The following is an 18852-nucleotide window of genomic DNA, read 5'->3' as shown; positions in this document are numbered from 1 at the left end:
CCCTAATCTGGAATGATGGGTGAGGACAAGCGGCTCGCCGCCGTCGTGGCGCTGGCTCAGTGGATGGCGGGGGCGCACACTCCGCGGGAGTCGTGGCGGGCCGCCGCGCTCGGTGCGTGCCGGGCGCTTGACGGGAGCTTCGCCGCGCTGTCGGTGTGGGAGCGGGGGCTGGGGCGGCTGCGGGTCCTCGTGAACGTGGGGGACCGGCGCCCGGACGAGGAGGAGTTCCCGGAGGCCGAGACCTATCCGGTGCACCAGTTCCCGGAGATCACCGAGTTCCTGCACGAGCGGTGGGCCGGCGGGGGCGGCCCCAACGCGTGGGTGGAGACCGCCGAGGGGACCGCCGCCGGGACCCCCGGGTACCACCATCGGCGCGTCGCCGCCCTGCGCCGCCGCGGCCGTGGCTGCTGTGTCGTCGCCCCCGTCGTGCTGCACGGCCGGGCCTGGGGCGAGCTGTACGTCGCCCGCCCGGTCGGCGAGCCCGTGTTCGAGCGGGCCGACGCCGACTTCGCCACCGTCCTGGCCGCCGTCGTCGCCGCGGGCATCGCGCAGACCGAGCGGCTGGAGGAGGCCCGCCGGCTCGCGTACACCGACGCCCTGACCGGGCTCGCCAACCGGCGCGCCGTCGATGTGCGCCTGGAGGAGGCCGTCGAGCGCCACCGTGCCGAAGGGGCGGTCGTCAGTCTCGTCGTCTGTGACCTCAACGGGCTCAAGCGGGTCAACGACACCCAGGGCCACGCCGTCGGCGACCGGCTCCTCGAACGCTTCGGCTCGGTGCTGTCCCTGTGCGGGGCGATGGTGCCGGGCGCGCTCGCCGCGCGGCTCGGCGGGGACGAGTTCTGTCTGCTCGCGGTCGGCCCGTCCGCCGACGACGTCGTCAAGGCGGCGGAGGAACTGTGCCGCCGGGCGGCGGAGCTGGAGCTGGGGGAGGGTGTGGCGTGCGGTATCGCCTCGACCGCGGATCCGATCGGCACCGTCCGCTCCGCGCGCCGGCTGTTCCGGCTGGCGGACGCCGCGCAGTACCGGGCGAAGGCGATGCGGGCGCGGCGGCCGGTGGTGGCGGGCCGCGAGGGCCCGGACGACCCGGTCCTGCGGCTGGCGGACGAGCCCACGCCCGCGCAGGCCGAGCGGCGCTCGTTCCGCGGCCGGCAGCCATGAGGTGTCCGGGCCGGAAGTCATGAGGCGGCCGTCGCCGGAGGTAAGGGGCGCTCCCGTTCCCCACTGGTGACATCCACCCTAGTGACATCCCCGCATTCAATGCGTACGCTCCTGAATATGGATATGCACACTGTGGTGGTGGGGACGTCCGGTGTCACGGCGTCCGACGTTCTCGCCGTGGCGCGCGGCGGCGCCCGCGTCGAGCTGTCTGCTGAGGCGGTCGCGGCACTCACGGCGGCCCGGGAGATCGTGGACGCGCTGGCGGCCAAGCCGGACCCGGTCTACGGCGTCTCCACCGGTTTCGGAGCCCTGGCGACCCGGCACATCAGCCAGGAACTGCGCGCCCAGCTGCAGCGCAACATCGTCCGTTCGCACGCCGCCGGCATGGGCCCGCGGGTGGAGCGGGAAGTCGTCCGCGCCCTGATGTTCCTCCGGCTCAAGACCGTCTGCTCCGGGCACACCGGCGTCCGGCCCGAGGTCGCCCAGACCATGGCCGACGTGCTCAACGCCGGGATCACCCCGGTCGTGCACGAGTACGGCTCCCTCGGCTGCTCCGGCGACCTGGCCCCGCTCTCCCACTGCGCCCTGACCCTCATGGGCGAGGGCGACGCGGAGGGCCGCGACGGCGTCGTACGTCCGGCCGGCGAGCTGCTCGCCGAGCACGGCATCCAGCCCGTCGAGCTGCGCGAGAAGGAGGGCCTGGCCCTCCTCAACGGCACCGACGGCATGCTCGGCATGCTGATCATGGCCCTCGCCGACCTGGACACCCTGTACAAGTCCGCCGACGTCACCGCCGCCCTCACCCTGGAGGCGCTGCTCGGCACCGACAAGGTCCTCGCGCCCGAGCTGCACGCCATCCGCCCCCACCCCGGACAGGGCGCCTCGGCCGCCAACATGCTGGCCGTGCTGAAGGGTTCCCAGCTCACCGGGCACCACCAGGACGACGCGCCCCGCGTCCAGGACGCCTACTCGGTGCGCTGCGCCCCGCAGGTCGCCGGTGCCGGCCGCGACACCATGGCCCACGCCCGGACCGTCGCCGAGCGCGAGCTGGCCTCCGCCGTCGACAACCCCGTCGTCCTGCCGGACGGCCGCGTCGAGTCGAACGGCAACTTCCACGGCGCCCCCGTCGCGTACGTCCTGGACTTCCTCGCCATCGCCGCCGCCGACCTCGGCTCCATCGCCGAGCGCCGCACCGACCGGCTGCTGGACAAGAACCGCAGCCACGGCCTGCCGCCGTTCCTCGCCGACGACGCGGGTGTCGACTCCGGCCTGATGATCGCCCAGTACACGCAGGCCGCGCTGGTCAGCGAGCTGAAGCGGCTCGCCGTACCGGCCTCCGCGGACTCCATCCCGTCCTCCGCCATGCAGGAGGACCACGTGTCCATGGGCTGGTCGGCCGCGCGCAAGCTGCGCACCGCCGTCGACAACCTCACCCGGGTCATCGCCATCGAGCTGTACGCCGCCACGCGCGCCATCGAGCTGCGCGAGGGACTCACCCCGGCGCCCGCCTCCCAGGCCGTCATCGAGGCCACGCGCGCCGCCGGCGTGCAGGGCCCCGGCCCGGACCGCTTCCTGGCCCCCGACCTGGCCGCCGCCGACGCCTTCGTGCGCGGCGGACACCTCGTCACCGCGGCGGAGTCGGTCACCGGCCCGCTCCAGTAGGCAGCGAAAGAGGGGCCCTGTCGCCGGACAGGGCCCCTCCTTTTTTTCTCTGCTCCTACGTCACTTCAGCTTGGCCGACTGGGCCTTGACCACCGGGGCCGACACCGAGTACGCCTTCTTGGCTACCATCGCGCCGAGGTCGACCGTGGTGTACGACACGACGGTGTTCCCGTGCCGTACGACCTCGACGTGCATGACGCCCTCTTCGCCGTCGGACTTGCTGGTCGCCGCGAAGGCCACGGACGCGTCACCCGAGCCCGAGGACTTCTCCTCGGCGATCTTCGTGATCTGCTGCCGGTCGCCGTCCGGCTTGACCGCGAAGCCGCCCGCGCAGGCCTTCACCCCGTCGGAGACAGACTGCAGGGCCTTCTCGGCGCCGTCCCCGTTGTACGAGGACAGGGTGACCACGGTGAGGTCCGCGTTCATCGACTTCTCCGCCGCCGCGGCCTCGCGGCTGGTCTGCGCCGCCGCGTCGCCCGGCGACTGCCCGAACAGGGCGTAGGCCACCGGCTGGCATGCCGCGTCGGTGACCTTCAGAGTGCTCTTGGCCGGGATGCCGCCCTGGACGGCCGTGACCTTGTGCCCGGGCACCTCGCCCTCGGCGATGATCCGGTTCTTCAACTCCGCGGCGCTCAGTGCCTTCGCGGCCGGCCCGGCCGCGTCCGTGCCCTTGGCGTTCCCGGAGTCCTTCGAACTTCCCTCGGAACAGCCGGTGATGAGGGCGAGCGACAGTACGCTCACAGCTGCGGTGGCGCACAGCCGCACGCCCGATGATCTCTTCATGAGCGGACTATGCGTGGTCCGCCAAAGAATAGTCAAGGCAATTCAAGGGAAGTTAAAAACCCAGCCGTTCCCGGCGTACCGAATACGCCACGAAGCCGGCTCCCAGGGCGAGGAAGGCGGTGCCGCCGACGACGTACGGGGTGGTGTCGAAGCTTCCGGTGTCGGCGAGTTCGGCTCCGTCCGTGGCGGTTCCGGCGGCCTCGGCGGTCACCGTCGACACCGCCTTGGCCTGCTGGGTGACCTGTGTCGACGCGACTTCCGTCACCACAGCTCTCGCCGGGTCGTCCTGCGACGCGTGGGCGGAGGGGACGAACCACAGGGCGCACAGCAGGGTGCCGGCGGCGGTGGCGGTCAGCAGCGGGCGGCGAGCGGATGACACGGAATATCGATCCCCTTGTGACGCTGGTGAATTGGCCGTGTGAGGTGATGTTAGTGAAAATCGCGGGTCACGGGAAAGTCACGGGAGGTTTCAGTCGTACGCTCGCGCCATGAACGTCGAAGAGACAGCACAGTTTGTACGGCTTCGTGTGGAGCTGGTCCTCGAAGTGCAGGACGCGGACGAGGTGACCAAGGCGGCACTGCGCAGGCTCGCCGCCGATCCCGAGGTGCCCGAGGAGGAGCGGGCGCACGCCGAGACCGCTGTGACGGAGGACACCGCGGAGGCCCTCGCCTATCTCGTGGACCCGTTCGACCTGGTCAGCGAGGTGCCCGGGCTGGAACTGCAGCAGGCGTCCTGGTCCAGCGAGCACATCGAGTACGACCCCGATGCGCCCGACTGGGAGCGGGACGAGGATGATGGGGAGGACGACGACGAAGAAGACGGCATCGGCTGAGCGTCACGGGGGCACCTGTCACCCCGGACGGCAACCGCCGTCCGGGGTTTCGTCGTCTCGGGGACCACACGGACCACTCGTACCACCCGTCGTGACGGAGGCGTGGTGTGCCCCACAAAGGGGTGTGGAAAGGGACGAAACGTCCTTAGCGTTGATGGCTCCGTAACGGGGGGACTCTCGGGGTTTTCGTGGATCGGCAACGATGGAGAAGCTTGTGATGACGGACAGTAAGTGGCGCAAGGGTCTGATGACCGCGTCCGCACTGCTCGGTGGCGTGCTCGTGCTCACGGGCTGTTCCGGCGGCGGTGACGCCAAGGCCGCCGACAACGGCGACACCTCTCAGGCCAAGGTCGACGAGGCAGCGGCCAAGAAGTCGTCCGAGGCGCAGATCACGATCACGCCGAAGGACGGCTCGAACAACGCCTCCATCAACAACTCGGCCGCCGTCACGGTCAGTAGGGGTACGCTCACGGGCGTCACGATGACCACCGCGGACGGCAAGGCCGTCGCCGGTCAGCTCTCCGCCGACAAGCTGAGCTGGAAGCCCAGCGTCCAGCTGGAGCGGTCCACCACCTACAAGCTCGCCGCCGAGGCCAAGGACTCCGCGGGCCGCATAGCCCACGAGAACGCCTCCTTCACCACGGTCTCCCCGGCCAACAGCTTCATAGGCAACTTCACGCCGGAGGACGGTTCCACCGTCGGCGTGGGTATGCCCGTGTCGATCAACTTCAACAAGGCGATCACCAACAAGGCGGCCGTGCAGAAGGGCGTCACGGTCACCTCCAGCAGCGGCCAGGAGGTCGCCTGCCACTGGTTCAACGCCAACCGCATGGACTGCCGCCCCGAGACCTACTGGAAGGGGGGCTCCACCGTCACGCTGAAGCTGGCGCTCGACGGTGTCGAGGGCGCCTCCGGTGTCTATGGCGTGCAGCAGAAGACGGTCACCTTCCACATCGGCCGCAACCAGGTCTCCTATGTCGACGCGAAGACCAAGCAGATGAAGGTCACGCAGGACGGCAAGGTCATCCGGACCATCCCGATCTCCGCCGGCTCCCCCGAGCACACCACGTACGAGGGCCAGATGGTGATCTCGGAGAAGTTCAAGGAGACCCGCATGAACGGCGCCACGGTCGGCTTCACCGATGACGACGGCAAGGGCGAGTACGACATCAAGGACGTGCCGCACGCCATGCGCCTGACCAACTCCGGCACCTTCATCCACGGCAACTACTGGGGCGCCCCCTCGGTGTTCGGCAGCGTCAACACCAGCCACGGCTGCGTCGGCCTGCAGGACAAGAAGGGCGCGGGCGACGCGAACATGCCGGCCGCCTGGTTCTTCGGCCACTCGCTCGTCGGTGACGTCGTGGTCGTCCAGAACACCGGCGACAAGACCGTCTCCCCGGACAACGGCCTGAACGGCTGGAACATGGACTGGACGCAGTGGAAGGCCGGTTCGGCCGTCTGACACGCTGTCCACAGCTGCCCTGACAGCCCGTCCACAGTTTCTTCGATGCCGCCCCTCAGGGGCGGCATCGTCGTTTTTGTCTTCTCATGCGGCTCTCAGGCCGGCCTTATGGTGCCATCAGGGTGCGTCCCTAGCTTGCGGGCCATGTTCTTCACGTACCTGAGGCGCGAACTGCGCCGCCGCAGAAAGGCGGCCCTCGTCGTCGCCTCCGGTCTCGCGCTCGGCATCGCGCTCGTCATCGTGGTCAACTCCGTGTCCAACGGCATGGGCAGGGCCCAGGACAAGGTCCTCCAGTCGCTCTACGGCCTGGGCACGGACATGACCGTCACCAAGGCGCAGACGCCCACCGGGAGCGGCTCGCAGCGGCCCCGCTTCCAGTTCGGCGCGCGAAGCGACGGTGACGACTCGACGCAGAGCAGCGACCGGGTCATGGTGCAGGGCTTCAGCACGCTGTCCTCCTCGACCGTCACCAAGGTCGCGGACCAGCAGGGCGTCTCGGCCGCCGTCGGCGGGCTCAGCCTCAACGTGTTCAAGGTCAGCGGCCAGTTCACGCGCGGCCAGTTCCAGCAGAACAAGAACGGCAGCGCCGGCGGCGGGTTCCAGCGCGGCGGCGAGGGCAACGGGCAGCCGCAGGGCGAAGTCAGTGGCGGGGGCGCGGCCTTCGACATCAACCAGTACACCGTCTTCGGCACCGACGTCACCCGGTCCGCGCTCGGCCCGCTGACCTCCTCGAAGATCACCAGCGGCCGTACCTTCAGGACCACCGAGACGAACGCCCCGGTCGCCGTCGCCGACTCGGAGTACGCCAAGCAGAAGAAGTACAAGGTCGGTTCGACCGTCACCGTCAAGGGCACCAAGTTCACGGTGATCGGCATCGCCACCGCCGACAGCGGCGACGCGGCGGCCAACCTCTACATCCCGCTGCAGCGGGCGCAGACCCTCGCGGGCCAGAAGGACAAGGTCACCACGGTCTACGTCAAGGCGACCGACTCCCAGAAGATCGACTCCGTCAAGAGCGCCATCCAGAAGAACGTCTCGGGCACGACGGTCACCACCTCCTCCGACCTCGCCAAGACGGTCTCGGGCTCCCTGTCCACCGCCTCCTCCCTCGCCACCAAGGTCGGCAAGTGGCTGTCCATCGCGGTGCTGGTGGCCGCGTTCCTGGTCGCCGGCCTGCTCACCTCCTCGGCGGTCTCCCGCCGCGTACGCGAGTTCGGCACGTTGAAGGCGCTGGGCTGGAGGTCGGGCCGGGTGACTCGGCAGGTGGTCGGCGAGGCCGTCGTCAACGGCCTGCTGGGCGGCGCGCTGGGCATCGCCCTGGGCCTGGCGGGCGCGTACGCCGTCACCGCGATCAGCCCCACGCTCCAGGCGCAGTTGGGCGGCGGCTCCGGCGGCGGCTTCGGAGGCGGCCCGGGCGGCGGTGGCTTCGGCGGCCCCGGCCGCCAGGCGGCGAAGACCCTGGAGGTCGCCCTCACGGCCCCGGTGAGCGTGACGACGGTGGCCCTGGCGGTGGGCCTCGCGGTGGCCGGCGGCCTGATCGCGGGGGCGTTCGGCGGCTGGCGGGCGAGCCGGCTGCGCCCGGCGGACGCGCTGAGGCGGGTGGAGTAGCGGACTCGACGGCAGCGACGCACCCCTCGCCATTCCCCAACCCGCCAGGAGCCACCATGTACGAACTCAGAACCGTGACCAAGCGCTACACGAAGGGCCGGGAAACCGTCCACGCCCTCGACGGAGTCGACCTCACCGTCCCCGACGGAGACAGGCTCGTCATCCAGGGCCCCACCGGCGGCGGCAAGTCCACCCTCCTCCAGATGCTCGGCGGCCTCGACCGGCCCAGCTCCGGCGAAGTCGCCCTCGACGGCACCGACTTGGCCAAGCTGAGCGAAGCCCGGCTGACCAGGGTCCGCAGCGAGAACATCGGCTTCGTCTTCCAGTCCTTCAACCTCATCCCCACGCTCACCGCCCAGGAGAACGTGGAGACCGCCCTCGTACCGCTCGGAATCGCGGTGAAGCAACGGCGCGAACTCGCCGCGGAGGCATTGGAATCCGTCGGCCTCGGCGAACGCCTCGCGCATCTGCCGTCGGAGTTGTCCGGAGGGCAGCAGCAGCGCGTGGCCATCGCCCGGGCCCTGGTGAAAAAGCCCAAGGTGCTGCTCGCCGACGAGCCGACGGGCAACCTCGACGAGGGCATGCGCGACGAGATCATGGACGTACTCGAACGCCTGTGGAAGGAGCGCGGGTTGACGTTCATCATGGTCACCCACGACTCCGTGATCGCGAAGAAGGCCCCGCGGCTCGCGACCATCCGCAAGGGAAAGATCACGATCACGGAGAGCGCTGGCGCGTAACCTACTGGTTTTGTAACGGTATCCATCCGCACGAACAGCCCCCCGGCATACTTTGTGATCCGGGGGGTGTCGCACATGTGCACGAGACCACCCCCGGCCGGGTGAAGGGGAATTCGCCCGGTACACCATCTCCAGGGGGAGAACTTGCGCAGACAAGTGAAGAGAGCAGCTGCGGCCACCGTGGCCACCGCCGCAGCCGTCGCCCTCGCGGCGGGCATGACCACCCCCGCGTCGGCGAAGCCCGAGCAGCGCGCCCTTGCCGCTGCCTCCGCGCACACCGCCACGCACCACGTCACACTGATCACCGGCGACCGCGTCGCCCTCGACGCCAAGGGCCGGGTCGTCGGCCTGGAGCGGGCCAAGGGCCGTGAGCACGTACCCTTCCAGGTCCGCAAGGCCGAGGGACACACCCTGGTCGTCCCCGCCGACGCGGCCCACCTGCTCGCCTCAGGCCGGCTGGACCAGCGGCTGTTCGACATCACCGAGCTGAACAAGGCCGCCACCCGCAGGGCCCAGCAGAACGGCCTGAAGGTCATCGTCGAGTACCGCGGTGCCGCCGCGGCCGCCAAGGCCGGCGTCCGCGGTGCGGGCACCCTGCGCCGCAGCCTCACGGCGCTGAACGCGGACGCCGTGCAGACCCCGGCCAAGGACACCGCCGAGCTGTGGCACGCCGTCACCCACGGCGACCAGGCCGCCTCCGGCATCGCCCACGTCTGGCTCGACGGCGTCCGCAAGGCCGCCCTCGACCAGTCCGTGCCGCAGATCGGCGCCCCCACCGCGTGGGCGGCCGGCTACACCGGCAAGGGCGTGAAGGTCGCGGTCCTCGACACGGGCGTGGACACCAGCCACCCGGACCTCAAGGACCAGGTGATCGCGTCCAAGAACTTCACCCACGCCGCCGACGCCACGGACCACTTCGGCCACGGCACCCACGTCGCCTCCATCGTGGCGGGCACCGGCGCCAAGTCGGGCGGCAAGTACAAGGGTGTGGCCCCGGACGCCAAGCTCCTCAACGGCAAGGTCCTGGACGACACGGGCTCCGGCGACGACTCCGGCATCCTCGCGGGCATGGAGTGGGCGGCCGGCCAGGGCGCCTCCGTCATCAACCTGAGCCTCGGCGGCTACGACTCGCCCGGCATCGACCCGCTCGAGGCCGAGGTCAACAAGCTCTCCGCCGAGAAGGGCGTCCTGTTCGCGATCGCCGCGGGCAACGAGGGCCCCCAGTCGATCGGTTCGCCGGGCAGCGCGGACGCCGCGCTCACCGTCGGCGCCGTCGACAAGAAGGACAAGCTGGCCGACTTCTCCTCCACCGGACCGCGGACCGGCGACGGCGCGATCAAGCCGGACGTCACCGCGCCCGGCGTGGACATCACGGCCGCCGCGGCCAAGGGCAGCGTCATCGACAAGGAGGTCGGCGAGAAGCCCGAGGGCTACCTGACCATCTCCGGCACCTCGATGGCCACTCCGCACGTCGCGGGCGCCGCCGCGATCCTTAAGCAGGAGCACCCCGACTGGGGCTACGCCCAGCTGAAGGGCGCCCTCACCGGCTCCGCGAAGGGCGGCGACTACACGCCGTTCGAGCAGGGCTCGGGCCGTATCGCGGTCGACAAGGCCATCAAGCAGTCCGTGATCGCCGACCCGGTCTCGGTGAGCTTCGGCACGCAGGCGTGGCCGCACACCGACGACAAGCCGGTCACCAAGAAGGTGACGTACCGCAACCTCGGCGCCAAGCCCGTCACCCTCGACCTCGCGGCCACCGCCAAGAACCCCAAGGGCCAGGCGGCTCCGGCGGGCTTCTTCAAGCTCGGCACGACCAAGGTGACCGTCCCGGCGCACGGCAAGGCGACCGTCAAGCTCACGGTCGACACCAAGCTGGGCGGCACCCTCGACGGCGCGTACTCGGCGTACGTGACCGCGACCGACGGCGGGCAGAGCGTCCGCACGGCCGCCGCGGTGCAGCGCGAGGTGGAGTCGTACGACGTCACGCTGAAGTTCGTCGGCCGTGACGGCAAGCCGGCCAAGTTCTACAACGCCGACCTGAACGGCGTCGCCGGCCTGGCGAACGGCACCGCCCTGAGCCCGTACGACCCGTCCGGCACGGTGAAGGTGCGCGCGCCCAAGGGCACATACATCCTCAACAGCTCCGTCTTCGTGGACCCGAACGACGGCGCCAAGGGCACCGACTGGATCGCCCAGCCGAAGCTGACCATCGGCAAGAAGCAGACGATCACGATCGACGCGCGCAAGGCCAAGCCGGTGGACATCACCGTCCGGGCCACGCACCTCAAGTCCGCGTTCGCCGCGCCTGAGTACGACGTCACGATCGGCAACAACCAGTACGGCTACGGCTGGTTCCTGGACTCGTACAAGAACTTCCGCTCCGCCCACCTGGGCCCGCAGCTGCCCGCCGGTTCGCTGTTCCAGCAGTGGGACGGCCACTGGACCAAGGGCACGGCCGAGGAGTACGACGTCACCGGCGGCGGCCCGGTCACCCGGCTCGCCACCGGCTACACCAGGCACTACAAGGCGAGCGACCTGGCCACCGTCAAGGTCCGCATGGGTGCCGCCGCGAGCGGCAAGAAGGGCACCGTCGACGCGGTCGGCTGGCTGACCGGCAGCTCCAGCGCCTCCTCCGTCGCCATCCAGCAGACGCTGCCCGGCACCCGCACCCTGCACCTGTCCGCCAAGGACGTGAAGTGGGGGCTGGAGTTCGAGCAGCACGGCGGCGTCGACCACGACGGCTTCCCGGTCACCGACGCCGGGTACTCGCTCGGCGACCAGACCTTCAAGGCCGGCGGGACCTACACCAGGACGATCAACACCGCCGTCTTCGGCCCGCACCTGAACGCCCACTTCGGTCTCTTCCGTGAGGGCAACAAGATCTACGGCGCGCTGCCGCTGTTCGCCGACTCCGCCAAGCACGCCGGGTACTCGGAGTTCACCTCGGCGACCACCACCCTGTACCGCGACGGCGTCAAGGTCGGCTCCAACGACGACCCGCTGTACGGCGACAAGAACTTCAAGGTTCCCGCCGGTGACGCCGCCTACAAGCTGACCACCTCGGTCAAGCGCTCGGCGAAGGTCGCGGCGGCCTCCTCGCGGATCGACGCCACCTGGACCTTCCGCTCCAAGAGGCCGTCCACCCCCACCGCCAAGCTCCCCGCCTCCGTCCTCCACTTCGGCGCCGTGACCGGTCTGGACAGCCGCGTCGAGGCGGGCAGGAGGATCAGCTTCCCGGTCACCGTGGAGGGCTCGGCCGCGGGCGACAACCTGAAGTCGCTGGCGCTGTACGTCTCCTACGACGGCAAGACCTGGAAGAAGGCCGAGGTCCGCGGCGGCGAGAAGGTCACCGTGAAGAACCCGGCGAAGGGCAAGTCCATCTCCTTCCGCGCCAAGATCGTCGACAAGCAGGGCAACACGTCGGTGATCACGATCCACGACGCGTACTACGGCAAGTGAGCCGCCGTACCCGCGTGGCCTGAGTAGGCCGTGAGCGAACGGCCCGCCGGAGGGACAGCTTCCGGTGGGCCGTTCGTGTTTGTGTGCACGTATGACGGCTCACACGGTCGAGTACATCCGTTATCGCGTCCCGGAGCAGCAGTCGGCGGAGTTCCTCGCCGCCTACACCCGCGCCGCCGCCCAGCTGGCGGCGGCCCCGCAGTGCGTCGACTACGACCTCGCGCGCTGCGAAGAGGACCCCGAGTCCTGGATTCTGCGGATCACCTGGACGTCGGTGCAGGAGCACGTGCAGGGCTTCCGCACGTCCCCGCTGTTCCCGCCGTTCCTCGCGGAGATCCGCCCGTACGTGGAGAACATCGAGGAGATGCGCCACTACGCGCCGACCTCCGTGCGCGGCACCGGCGCGGCGGTCCCGTCGCTGTACGACTGGGCGGGCGGCGCCGAGGCCTTCTCCCGCCTCACCGAGGTCTTCTACACCAAGGTCGTCAAGGACGACCTCCTCGCGCCCCTCTTCGCCGACCTGGCCCCCGACCACGCCGCCCACGTCTCCCTCTGGCTGGCGGAGGTCTTCGGCGGCCCGGCAGGCTATTCGGGGACCGAGGGCGGCCACGGTCACATGGTGGCCAAACACTTCGGCAAGCACATCACCGAGCCCCAGCGACGCCGCTGGGTCAACCTCATCCAGGACGCGGCGGACGAGGCAGGCCTCCCGACGGACGCCGAGTTCCGCTCGGCCTTCCTCGCCTACGTGGAATGGGGCACCCGCCTGGCCCTCTACTTCTCCGGCCCCGACGCGAAGCCTCCGGCGGAGCAGCCGGTGCCGAGGTGGACGTGGGGGGCGATGCCGCCGTATCAAGGGTGAGCAGCAGGGCTTCCGGAAGCGGCGGGCACGGTCACGCGGGCCGACATAGGGTCCCTTCGTGACCGCCGCACTCTCCGCCATGATCACCGCCGTCGTCGGTGTCCTCGGTACGCTCCTCGCCCCGGTGCTGAGCCAGCGCCACGCGGTACGCCGGGAGGACCGGGAGGCCGAACGCGCCGAGCACAGGCGGCTGTTCGAGGAGCGGCGCACGGCCTACACCGCTATGAACCGCGCCTCCCGGCAGTTCCACACCCTCCTCAAGGACGCCCTGCACCGGCTCCGGGACGGCGTCTACACCGATCACGACCGCGAGCAACTGGAGGAGGCCCGCCGGGAGTACCGGGATCGCTATGCGGAGGCGCAGATGGTCGTACCGGAGCGGATCCTGGATGCCTCGCGGGACCTCAACCGTGTGCTCGCCCGCATCGACGCCGTCGTCAAACGGCTCGACCGGGACTTGGCCCGCGAGGGCGAGAGCGCTGAGCGGGCCCTTGTGGACCTGAAGGAGGCCGAGCCGCTGCTGACGGCCATGCGCCGGCTGATGCGGGCCGACCTGGGCGTCGAGGACTAGTAGGGCTGCGACACCGGGCGGGAGGCGTCCGCCCCCCAGCTGGACAGCAGGCGCAGGGACTCGACCGAGGGGGAGCCGGGTTCCGCGTGGTACGTCACCAGGACCTGGTCCGTGTCGCCCGGCAGGCGGAAGGACTCGAAGTTCAGGGACAGGTCGCCCACCAGCGGGTGGTGCAGGTGCTTGACGCCGTGGGTCTTCTCCTTGACGTCGTGCGTGGCCCACAGCCGGCGGAACTCCGGGCTCTTGACGGAGAGTTCACCGACGAGGGCGGACAGCCGCGGGTCGTCCGGATGGCAGCCGGCGTCCATGCGCAGGGCGCAGACGATGTCGATCGCCTTCTGCTCCCACTCGGCGAACAGCTCGCGGTACTCGGGCTTCAGGAACACCAGCCGCGCCCAGTTGCGCTCGGCAGGCGGCAGCTCGCCCCAGTCGCCGAAGAGGGCCGCCGCCGTCCGGTTCCAGGCCAGGATCTCCGCGCGCCGCCCCACGACGTAGGCCGGCACCCCGTCGATCGCGTCCAGCAGATGCCGCAGCGTGGCCCGCACCTGCTGCTGCCGCGCGGCCGGCTTCTTCTTGTGCCCCTTCGGCTTCGCCAGATGGGTCAGATGCGCGTGCTCGGCATCGGTCAGGCGCAGGGCACGCGCGATCGAGTCCAGCACCTCCGCCGACACGTTCCGGCCGTTGCCCTGCTCCAGACGCGTGTAGTACGCCACCGACACCCCGGCCAGCTGCGCCAGCTCCTCGCGGCGCAGCCCCGGCACCCGGCGGTGCCGGCCGAAGTCGCGCAGCCCCACGTCCTCCGGCTTCAGCCGGGCCCGCCGACTGCGCAGGAACTCGCTCAGCTCGGCCCGCCGGTCCAGGGGCCGCGTCGCGGCTGCTTCCGGCTGTTCGTCCATACCGCCAGTATCGGCGGTCCCGGCTGGTCGTATGCCCGGGAACCTGACCCCGCCAGTAGTAGGCACGGCAGTCGTACGCAAAGGCGTGGTCTGGGTGCCGTAGGAGCCTTCCGGCAGGCTGGAGGCCATAACCGGTCGAACTACCTGGTTGAACCTGACAACCGGGCGCGAGACCCCCGCCAGTCCGCTAGGAGAACCCCGGCATGACCACTGTTGCTGCGTACGCCGCGCCCGCCGCGAAGGCCCCGCTGGAGCGGACGACCATCGAGCGGCGCGCGGTCGGCGAGTTCGACGTCCTGATCGACATCAAGTTCGCCGGCATCTGCCACTCCGACATCCACCAGGCCCGCGAGGGCTGGGGCGAGGCGATCTTCCCGATGGTGCCCGGCCACGAGATCGCGGGCGTCGTCTCCGAGGTCGGTTCCGGCGTCACCAGGTTCGCCGTCGGCGACCGCGTGGGCGTCGGCTGCCTGGTCGACTCCTGCCGCGAGTGCGAGAACTGCCAGAAGGGCCTGGAGCAGTACTGCCTCAAGGGCGGCGTCGGCACCTACAACGCCATCGGCAAGGACGGCGAGCCCACGTACGGCGGCTACTCCGAGAAGATCGTCGTCGACGAGAACTTCGTCGTCCGCATCCCGGACGGCCTCTCCCTCGACGTGGCCGCCCCGCTGCTGTGCGCCGGCATCACCACGTACTCCCCGCTCCGTCACTGGAACGCCGGCCCCGGCAAGAAGGTCGCGATCGTCGGCCTCGGCGGCCTGGGCCACATGGCCGTCAAGCTCGCGCACGCGATGGGCGCGGAGGTCACGGTCCTCTCGCAGTCCCTGCGCAAGAAGGACGACGGCCTGAAGCTGGGCGCCGACCACTACTACGCCACCAGCGACCCGAAGACCTTCGAGGAACTGCGCGGCACCCTCGACCTGATCATCTCGACGGTGTCGGCCCCGCAGGACTTCGGCGCGCTCCTGTCCCTGCTGAAGGTGGACGGCGCGGTGGTGAACGTGGGCGCCCCCGAGGAGCCCGTCTCCCTGAACCTCTTCTCGGTGATCGGGGGCCGCAAGACCCTCGCGGGCTCCATGATCGGCGGTATCCCCGAGACCCAGGAGATGCTCGACTTCTGCGCGGAGCACGGCCTGGGCGCGGAGATCGAACTGATCAACGCCGACCAGATCAACGAGGCGTACGAGCGGGTCCTGTCCAGCGACGTCCGCTACCGCTTCGTGATCGACACGGCGACGATCTGACGGGACCGTCCACAGCAGTGGTCAGCGCCGAGGCCGTCCTTCACCGGCTCACCCGGTTCACGCGGTCTCGGCGCTGAAGCTGTCCCCCTCCCCGTACGACCGCACGAGCACGCCTGCCTCCCCACCGGGCCGTACGACATGGACACGCCCGCGCCCCGTCACCCGGGCCCTCGTACCGGTCACCTCCAGCAGGGTGTTCTCGTCCACGGCGACCCCGTACGGCACGTCGCCGCGACCGACCGCCGCGACCAGCCGCGCCAGCGTCCCCCACTGAGCAGCGTGGACATCCACGGCGAACGGGACGAGCCCCAGCCCCGCCCGTACGTCGATCTCCGCCAGGTCTTCCCCGGTCTCCTCCGGACACACGGGCACCCCGTCCAGCAGCCACCCGCCGACCACGGCCCGCCGCGCGGCGAGGGCGGCGCCGGCGGAGAAGCCCGCGTACGGCACACCACGCTCCGCGAGCAGCTGCGGCAACCGGTCCAGGCACCCGGCGAACGCCTCCTGGTAGGCGGGCGTCAGCCCACCGCACACCAGCAGCCCGTCGATCCCGTCCAGCGCCGGCTCCGGCTCGAACCGCCCGCCGAGCGGCACGAGCAGCGGCACGGGCGCACCCGTCGCACCGGCCTTCTGCAGCGCGCCCGCGTACCGCTCGAACTGCGCGCCCCCGTCCCCCTCGTCCACGACCACACACCCGATCCGCGCCCCGTCCCCACCCGCGGCCCGCACGAACGGCGCGTACAACTCGGCGGCGTCCCACCCACCGCCGACCAAGAACACCTGACGCCCGGCCATCCTCACTCGCCTCCCCCTCGCACACGCTCCCTGCGTGAGCGGCGAATGTACGACGCGGCCCCGGTAGCCGTCGCCTGATTTCCACGCTCGGCAGCGGTCCGAAGTCTCCTGACGGCCGTCCGGTCACGGCAGGTCCTGCTCGGTCCAGATCGTCTTGCCGGTGGCGGTGTAGCGCGTGCCCCAGCTGTGGGTCATCTGGGCGATGATGAACAGGCCCCGGCCTCCCTCGTCGTCACTCGCGGCGTGCCGCAGATTGGGCGTGGTGTGGCCGGTGTCGGAGACCTCGCAGATCAGGCTCCGGTCGCGGATCAGGCGTACCTGGATCGGACCGCCGACGTAGCGGATGGCGTTGGTGACCAGTTCGCTGACGATCAGCTCGCTGGTGAACGCCAGGTCGTCCAGCCCCCAGTCGCCGAGCTGCTTGCTGACGGCGGTACGGATGGTGGACACCGCCGCCGGGTCCGGCCGCAGCGCCCACTCGGCGAACTGGTTCCGGTCGAGCAGGCGGGTGCGGACCACGAGCAGCGTCGCGTCCACGTCCACCGCCCCGGGCAGCAGGGTGGCCACCGCCCGGTCGCACAGCTCCTTCAGGGAGCTCCGGTCGTCGGCGAGGACCTGGGACAGCTGCGCGAGCCCGGCGTCACAGTCGACGGCCGCCTGGAGGAGGCCGCCCGTGAAGAGGACGAGGAGGCTGCCCCGCGTGAGCTCCAGTTCCATGCTCTGGTAGGGCACGCCACCCATGCCCAGCGGTGGTCCGGGCGGCAGCTCCGGACGGTCGACGACGCCTGTGGGCCGTTCGACGACCACCAGCACCGACTCCCCGGCCCGGGCCAGGCTGCACATCCCCGAGACGGGGTCGTACACCGCGTACAGGCAGCTCACGCCCAGGGCCTCGTCGGTGTGCGGTCTCAGGCGGCCCGGGCCGCGGCCGGGCCCCCTCTCGTGCGCGGTCTGCTCGACCAGGTCGGCCATGCGGGACAGCAGCTCGTCCGGGCTCAGGTCCATCCGGGCCAGCACGCGCACACCCGTGCGCAGGCGTCCCATGGTGGCCGCGGCACGCAGGCCGTGACCGACCACGTCCCCGACGACCAGTCCGACCCGGGTTCCCGACAGGGGGATGACGTCGTACCAGTCGCCGCCCACCCCCGACCCGCTGTCGGCGGGCTGATAGCGGCTCGCCGAGTCGCAGGCGGCGTGCGGCGGCAGGCGGCGCGGAAGCATGCTCTGCTGGAGTTTGAGGGCCACGCTGTGGCCACGGGTGACCACCGGCATCAGCAGGAGGCCGATCAGCAGGGCGCCCAGGCCAAGGACGGTGACCCCGCCGGTCCTGCCGATCAGCGGCAGGTCTACGGCGGTCGTGCCGTAGTTGGGGTTCGCGTAGACCACGAAGGCGGCGTAGAGGAACAGCAGGACCATCACCAGCCCGCCCAGCCCCGGCAGCATGCCCTTGAAGACCAGGTCGCTGACGCTGCGGGTGAGGACCCTGCGGTGGTACCAGACGCAGGCGAAGCCGGTCAGCCCGTACTGGAACGCGATCGCCAGACCGACCGAGTCGACCGTGTCGGCCAGGACGTTCTGGCTGAACGAGGTCAGCAGGACGAACAAGGCGATCGAGACCGCTCCCATACCGAGGGTCCCCCAGGTCGGGGTGAGGAACCTGCGGTGGATCCGGGCGAACCGGGCGGGGACGGCCTTGTGGACCGCCATGGAGAAGACGGTCCTGGCCAGGGGCAGGATGGTGGTCTGAGCGGAGGCCAACGCGGAGGTCAGCACCATCAGGATCAGCAGCCGCGACAGGAGCAGGCCCGTGTTGTGGCTCCCGAACACGGCCTCGCCCAGTCCCGAGAACACGTCGTCCGCGTTGGCCGCGTTGCCGAGCCCGATGCCCGACGTGCCGACTCCCGCGAACGCCTGTGCCGACGTGGACACCAGCCCGTACACGACCAGGAGCAGCACGATGGAGACGACCGCGGCACGCCCGGGGACATGCCTGCTGTCGATGGTCTCCTCGTTGACCGAGAAAGCCGTGTCCCAGCCCCAGTACAGGAAGACCCCCGCGAGGACGCCCGAGGTCAGGGCCGATGCCGAAGGCACCTCGAAGAGGTTGAACCAGGAGGCGGACACGTGGATCGCCGTCGGGGGAGGTTTGGTGTAGACCCTGACCAGCGCGGAGACGGCGAGCAGGAGCAGCATCACCACTTCCAGACACAGCAGCCAGCGCTGGACAGCCGCCGAGAACTCGATGCCCACGTAGCAGACCGCGGTCAGCACGGCGATCCAGACGACGCCCGCCACCGTGGTCCACAGCCGGTTCTCCGCAAGTCCGTTTTGGCCCACCAGTCGGAAGGCGTAGGCAGCGGCGATCTGGGCGAGGCTCGCCATGACGAGGACGTCGGCGACGATGATGCCCCAGCCGCCCATCCAGCCCGTGCGCGGGCCGAAGGTGCGAGTGGTCCAGGCGAAGGTGGTCCCGCAGTCGGCGTTGCTCGCGTTGAGCTCCCGGAAGGCGTACGCGACCAGCAGCATCGGGACGAACGCCAGCATCGTGATGATCGGGGCCTGCAGTCCCACCCCGGCCACGATGATGCCCAGCGTGGCGGCCAGGCTGTACGCCGGGCCGGTGGAGGCAAGGCCCATGACCACCGAGGAGAACATGCCCAGCGCGTCGTTCTTGAGCCCCTTGCGTCCCGGCCCTGTCCCGGGGGCGGGGCGGCCTGGGGACTCGGCGCCGCCAAAGTGCCTCACACTTGATTCCAACGCCGGGTCGCTCACCTCC

Annotated in this window: 15 protein-coding genes; 10 read left to right on the top strand and 5 right to left on the bottom strand. The window is 70.5% G+C overall.

Features of this window, described 5'->3' with window-relative positions; all coding sequences use genetic code 11:
* The first annotated feature begins 15 nt into the window (after positions 1 to 15).
* Together ACWD3E_RS23315 and hutH are read left to right on the top strand one after the other, a co-directional pair.
* Positions 16 to 1158, top strand: a complete 1143-nt coding sequence (locus tag ACWD3E_RS23315) for a diguanylate cyclase domain-containing protein (protein ID WP_451389477.1) — start codon at positions 16 to 18, stop codon at positions 1156 to 1158.
* Between the two features lie 123 nt (positions 1159 to 1281).
* Positions 1282 to 2820, top strand: coding sequence for a histidine ammonia-lyase (hutH, locus tag ACWD3E_RS23310; RefSeq protein ID WP_451389678.1), 1539 nt, complete (start codon positions 1282 to 1284; stop codon positions 2818 to 2820).
* Positions 2821 to 2880: 60 nt separating this feature from the next.
* On the opposite strand, the gene ACWD3E_RS23305 is transcribed toward hutH, so the two are convergent.
* Positions 2881 to 3603, bottom strand: a complete 723-nt coding sequence (locus ACWD3E_RS23305; RefSeq protein ID WP_451389476.1) for a hypothetical protein — start codon at positions 3601 to 3603, stop codon at positions 2881 to 2883.
* 52 nt (positions 3604 to 3655) lie between these two features.
* Positions 3656 to 3982 carry an LPXTG cell wall anchor domain-containing protein gene (locus ACWD3E_RS23300; protein WP_451389475.1) on the bottom strand — a complete coding sequence of 109 codons (327 nt, stop codon included), beginning with the start codon at positions 3980 to 3982 and terminating at the stop codon, positions 3656 to 3658.
* Positions 3983 to 4091: 109 nt separating this feature from the next.
* Between ACWD3E_RS23300 and ACWD3E_RS23295 the strand changes: the two genes are divergently transcribed.
* The 7 genes from ACWD3E_RS23295 to ACWD3E_RS23265 all read left to right on the top strand — a co-directional run bounded on the left by ACWD3E_RS23295 (position 4092) and on the right by ACWD3E_RS23265 (position 13141).
* Complete coding sequence (locus ACWD3E_RS23295) at positions 4092 to 4436, top strand: hypothetical protein (RefSeq protein WP_451352419.1); 345 nt, start codon at positions 4092 to 4094, stop codon at positions 4434 to 4436.
* A gap of 217 nt (positions 4437 to 4653) precedes the next feature.
* A complete protein-coding gene (locus ACWD3E_RS23290; protein ID WP_451389474.1) occupies positions 4654 to 5901 on the top strand; it encodes a L,D-transpeptidase in 1248 nt (415 codons plus the stop codon).
* A gap of 144 nt (positions 5902 to 6045) precedes the next feature.
* Positions 6046 to 7509 (top strand): ABC transporter permease, encoded by a 1464-nt coding sequence (locus tag ACWD3E_RS23285; RefSeq protein ID WP_451389473.1) that lies wholly within the window; start codon positions 6046 to 6048, stop codon positions 7507 to 7509.
* Between the two features lie 56 nt (positions 7510 to 7565).
* The gene (locus tag ACWD3E_RS23280; protein WP_451389472.1) at positions 7566 to 8249 is read left to right on the top strand and encodes an ABC transporter ATP-binding protein; all 684 of its coding nucleotides are present in this window, start codon (positions 7566 to 7568) and stop codon (positions 8247 to 8249) included.
* 156 nt (positions 8250 to 8405) lie between these two features.
* Positions 8406 to 11708: a S8 family peptidase gene (locus tag ACWD3E_RS23275; RefSeq protein WP_451389471.1), complete on the top strand. Its 3303-nt coding sequence runs from the start codon at positions 8406 to 8408 to the stop codon at positions 11706 to 11708.
* 91 nt (positions 11709 to 11799) lie between these two features.
* Positions 11800 to 12570: a globin domain-containing protein gene (locus ACWD3E_RS23270; RefSeq protein WP_451389470.1), complete on the top strand. Its 771-nt coding sequence runs from the start codon at positions 11800 to 11802 to the stop codon at positions 12568 to 12570.
* 58 nt (positions 12571 to 12628) lie between these two features.
* A complete protein-coding gene (locus ACWD3E_RS23265) occupies positions 12629 to 13141 on the top strand; it encodes a hypothetical protein (RefSeq protein WP_451389469.1) in 513 nt (170 codons plus the stop codon).
* On the opposite strand, the gene ACWD3E_RS23260 is transcribed toward ACWD3E_RS23265, so the two are convergent.
* The gene (locus ACWD3E_RS23260; protein WP_451389468.1) at positions 13138 to 14037 is read right to left on the bottom strand and encodes a helix-turn-helix domain-containing protein; all 900 of its coding nucleotides are present in this window, start codon (positions 14035 to 14037) and stop codon (positions 13138 to 13140) included. The two genes, ACWD3E_RS23265 and ACWD3E_RS23260, sit on opposite strands and share 4 nt — an antisense overlap.
* Positions 14038 to 14240: 203 nt before the next feature.
* On the opposite strand from ACWD3E_RS23260, the gene ACWD3E_RS23255 reads away from it, so the two are divergent.
* Positions 14241 to 15281, top strand: a complete 1041-nt coding sequence (locus ACWD3E_RS23255; RefSeq protein WP_451389467.1) for an NAD(P)-dependent alcohol dehydrogenase — start codon at positions 14241 to 14243, stop codon at positions 15279 to 15281.
* Between the two features lie 57 nt (positions 15282 to 15338).
* On the opposite strand, the gene ACWD3E_RS23250 is transcribed toward ACWD3E_RS23255, so the two are convergent.
* Both ACWD3E_RS23250 and ACWD3E_RS23245 read right to left on the bottom strand, forming a co-directional pair.
* Entirely contained in the window at positions 15339 to 16076 is a 738-nt protein-coding gene (locus ACWD3E_RS23250; protein ID WP_451389466.1) for a hypothetical protein, read from the bottom strand.
* A gap of 123 nt (positions 16077 to 16199) precedes the next feature.
* Positions 16200 to 18821: an amino acid permease gene (locus ACWD3E_RS23245; RefSeq protein ID WP_451389465.1), complete on the bottom strand. Its 2622-nt coding sequence runs from the start codon at positions 18819 to 18821 to the stop codon at positions 16200 to 16202.
* Positions 18822 to 18852: the final 31 nt, after the last annotated feature.

It is taken from the genome of Streptomyces sp. NPDC002676, from assembly GCF_053592455.1.
The sequence above is the reverse complement of the archived record's forward strand: the minus strand, read 5'-3'. Positions and strand labels throughout refer to the sequence as shown.

What these genes read in the sequence shown, in the direction of transcription:
- ACWD3E_RS23250 (WP_451389466.1), bottom strand. Translation starts at nt 16,076, where the DNA reads ATGGCCGGGCGTCAGGTGTTCTTGGTCGGCGGTGGGTGGGACGCCGCC.
- ACWD3E_RS23315 (WP_451389477.1), top strand. Translation starts at nt 16, where the DNA reads ATGGGTGAGGACAAGCGGCTCGCCGCCGTCGTGGCGCTGGCTCAGTGG.
- ACWD3E_RS23290 (WP_451389474.1), top strand. Translation starts at nt 4,654, where the DNA reads ATGACGGACAGTAAGTGGCGCAAGGGTCTGATGACCGCGTCCGCACTG.
- ACWD3E_RS23260 (WP_451389468.1), bottom strand. Translation starts at nt 14,037, where the DNA reads ATGGACGAACAGCCGGAAGCAGCCGCGACGCGGCCCCTGGACCGGCGG.
- hutH (WP_451389678.1), top strand. Translation starts at nt 1,282, where the DNA reads ATGCACACTGTGGTGGTGGGGACGTCCGGTGTCACGGCGTCCGACGTT.
- ACWD3E_RS23285 (WP_451389473.1), top strand. Translation starts at nt 6,046, where the DNA reads ATGTTCTTCACGTACCTGAGGCGCGAACTGCGCCGCCGCAGAAAGGCG.
- ACWD3E_RS23295 (WP_451352419.1), top strand. Translation starts at nt 4,092, where the DNA reads ATGAACGTCGAAGAGACAGCACAGTTTGTACGGCTTCGTGTGGAGCTG.
- ACWD3E_RS23305 (WP_451389476.1), bottom strand. Translation starts at nt 3,603, where the DNA reads ATGAAGAGATCATCGGGCGTGCGGCTGTGCGCCACCGCAGCTGTGAGC.
- ACWD3E_RS23255 (WP_451389467.1), top strand. Translation starts at nt 14,241, where the DNA reads ATGACCACTGTTGCTGCGTACGCCGCGCCCGCCGCGAAGGCCCCGCTG.
- ACWD3E_RS23270 (WP_451389470.1), top strand. Translation starts at nt 11,800, where the DNA reads ATGACGGCTCACACGGTCGAGTACATCCGTTATCGCGTCCCGGAGCAG.
- ACWD3E_RS23280 (WP_451389472.1), top strand. Translation starts at nt 7,566, where the DNA reads ATGTACGAACTCAGAACCGTGACCAAGCGCTACACGAAGGGCCGGGAA.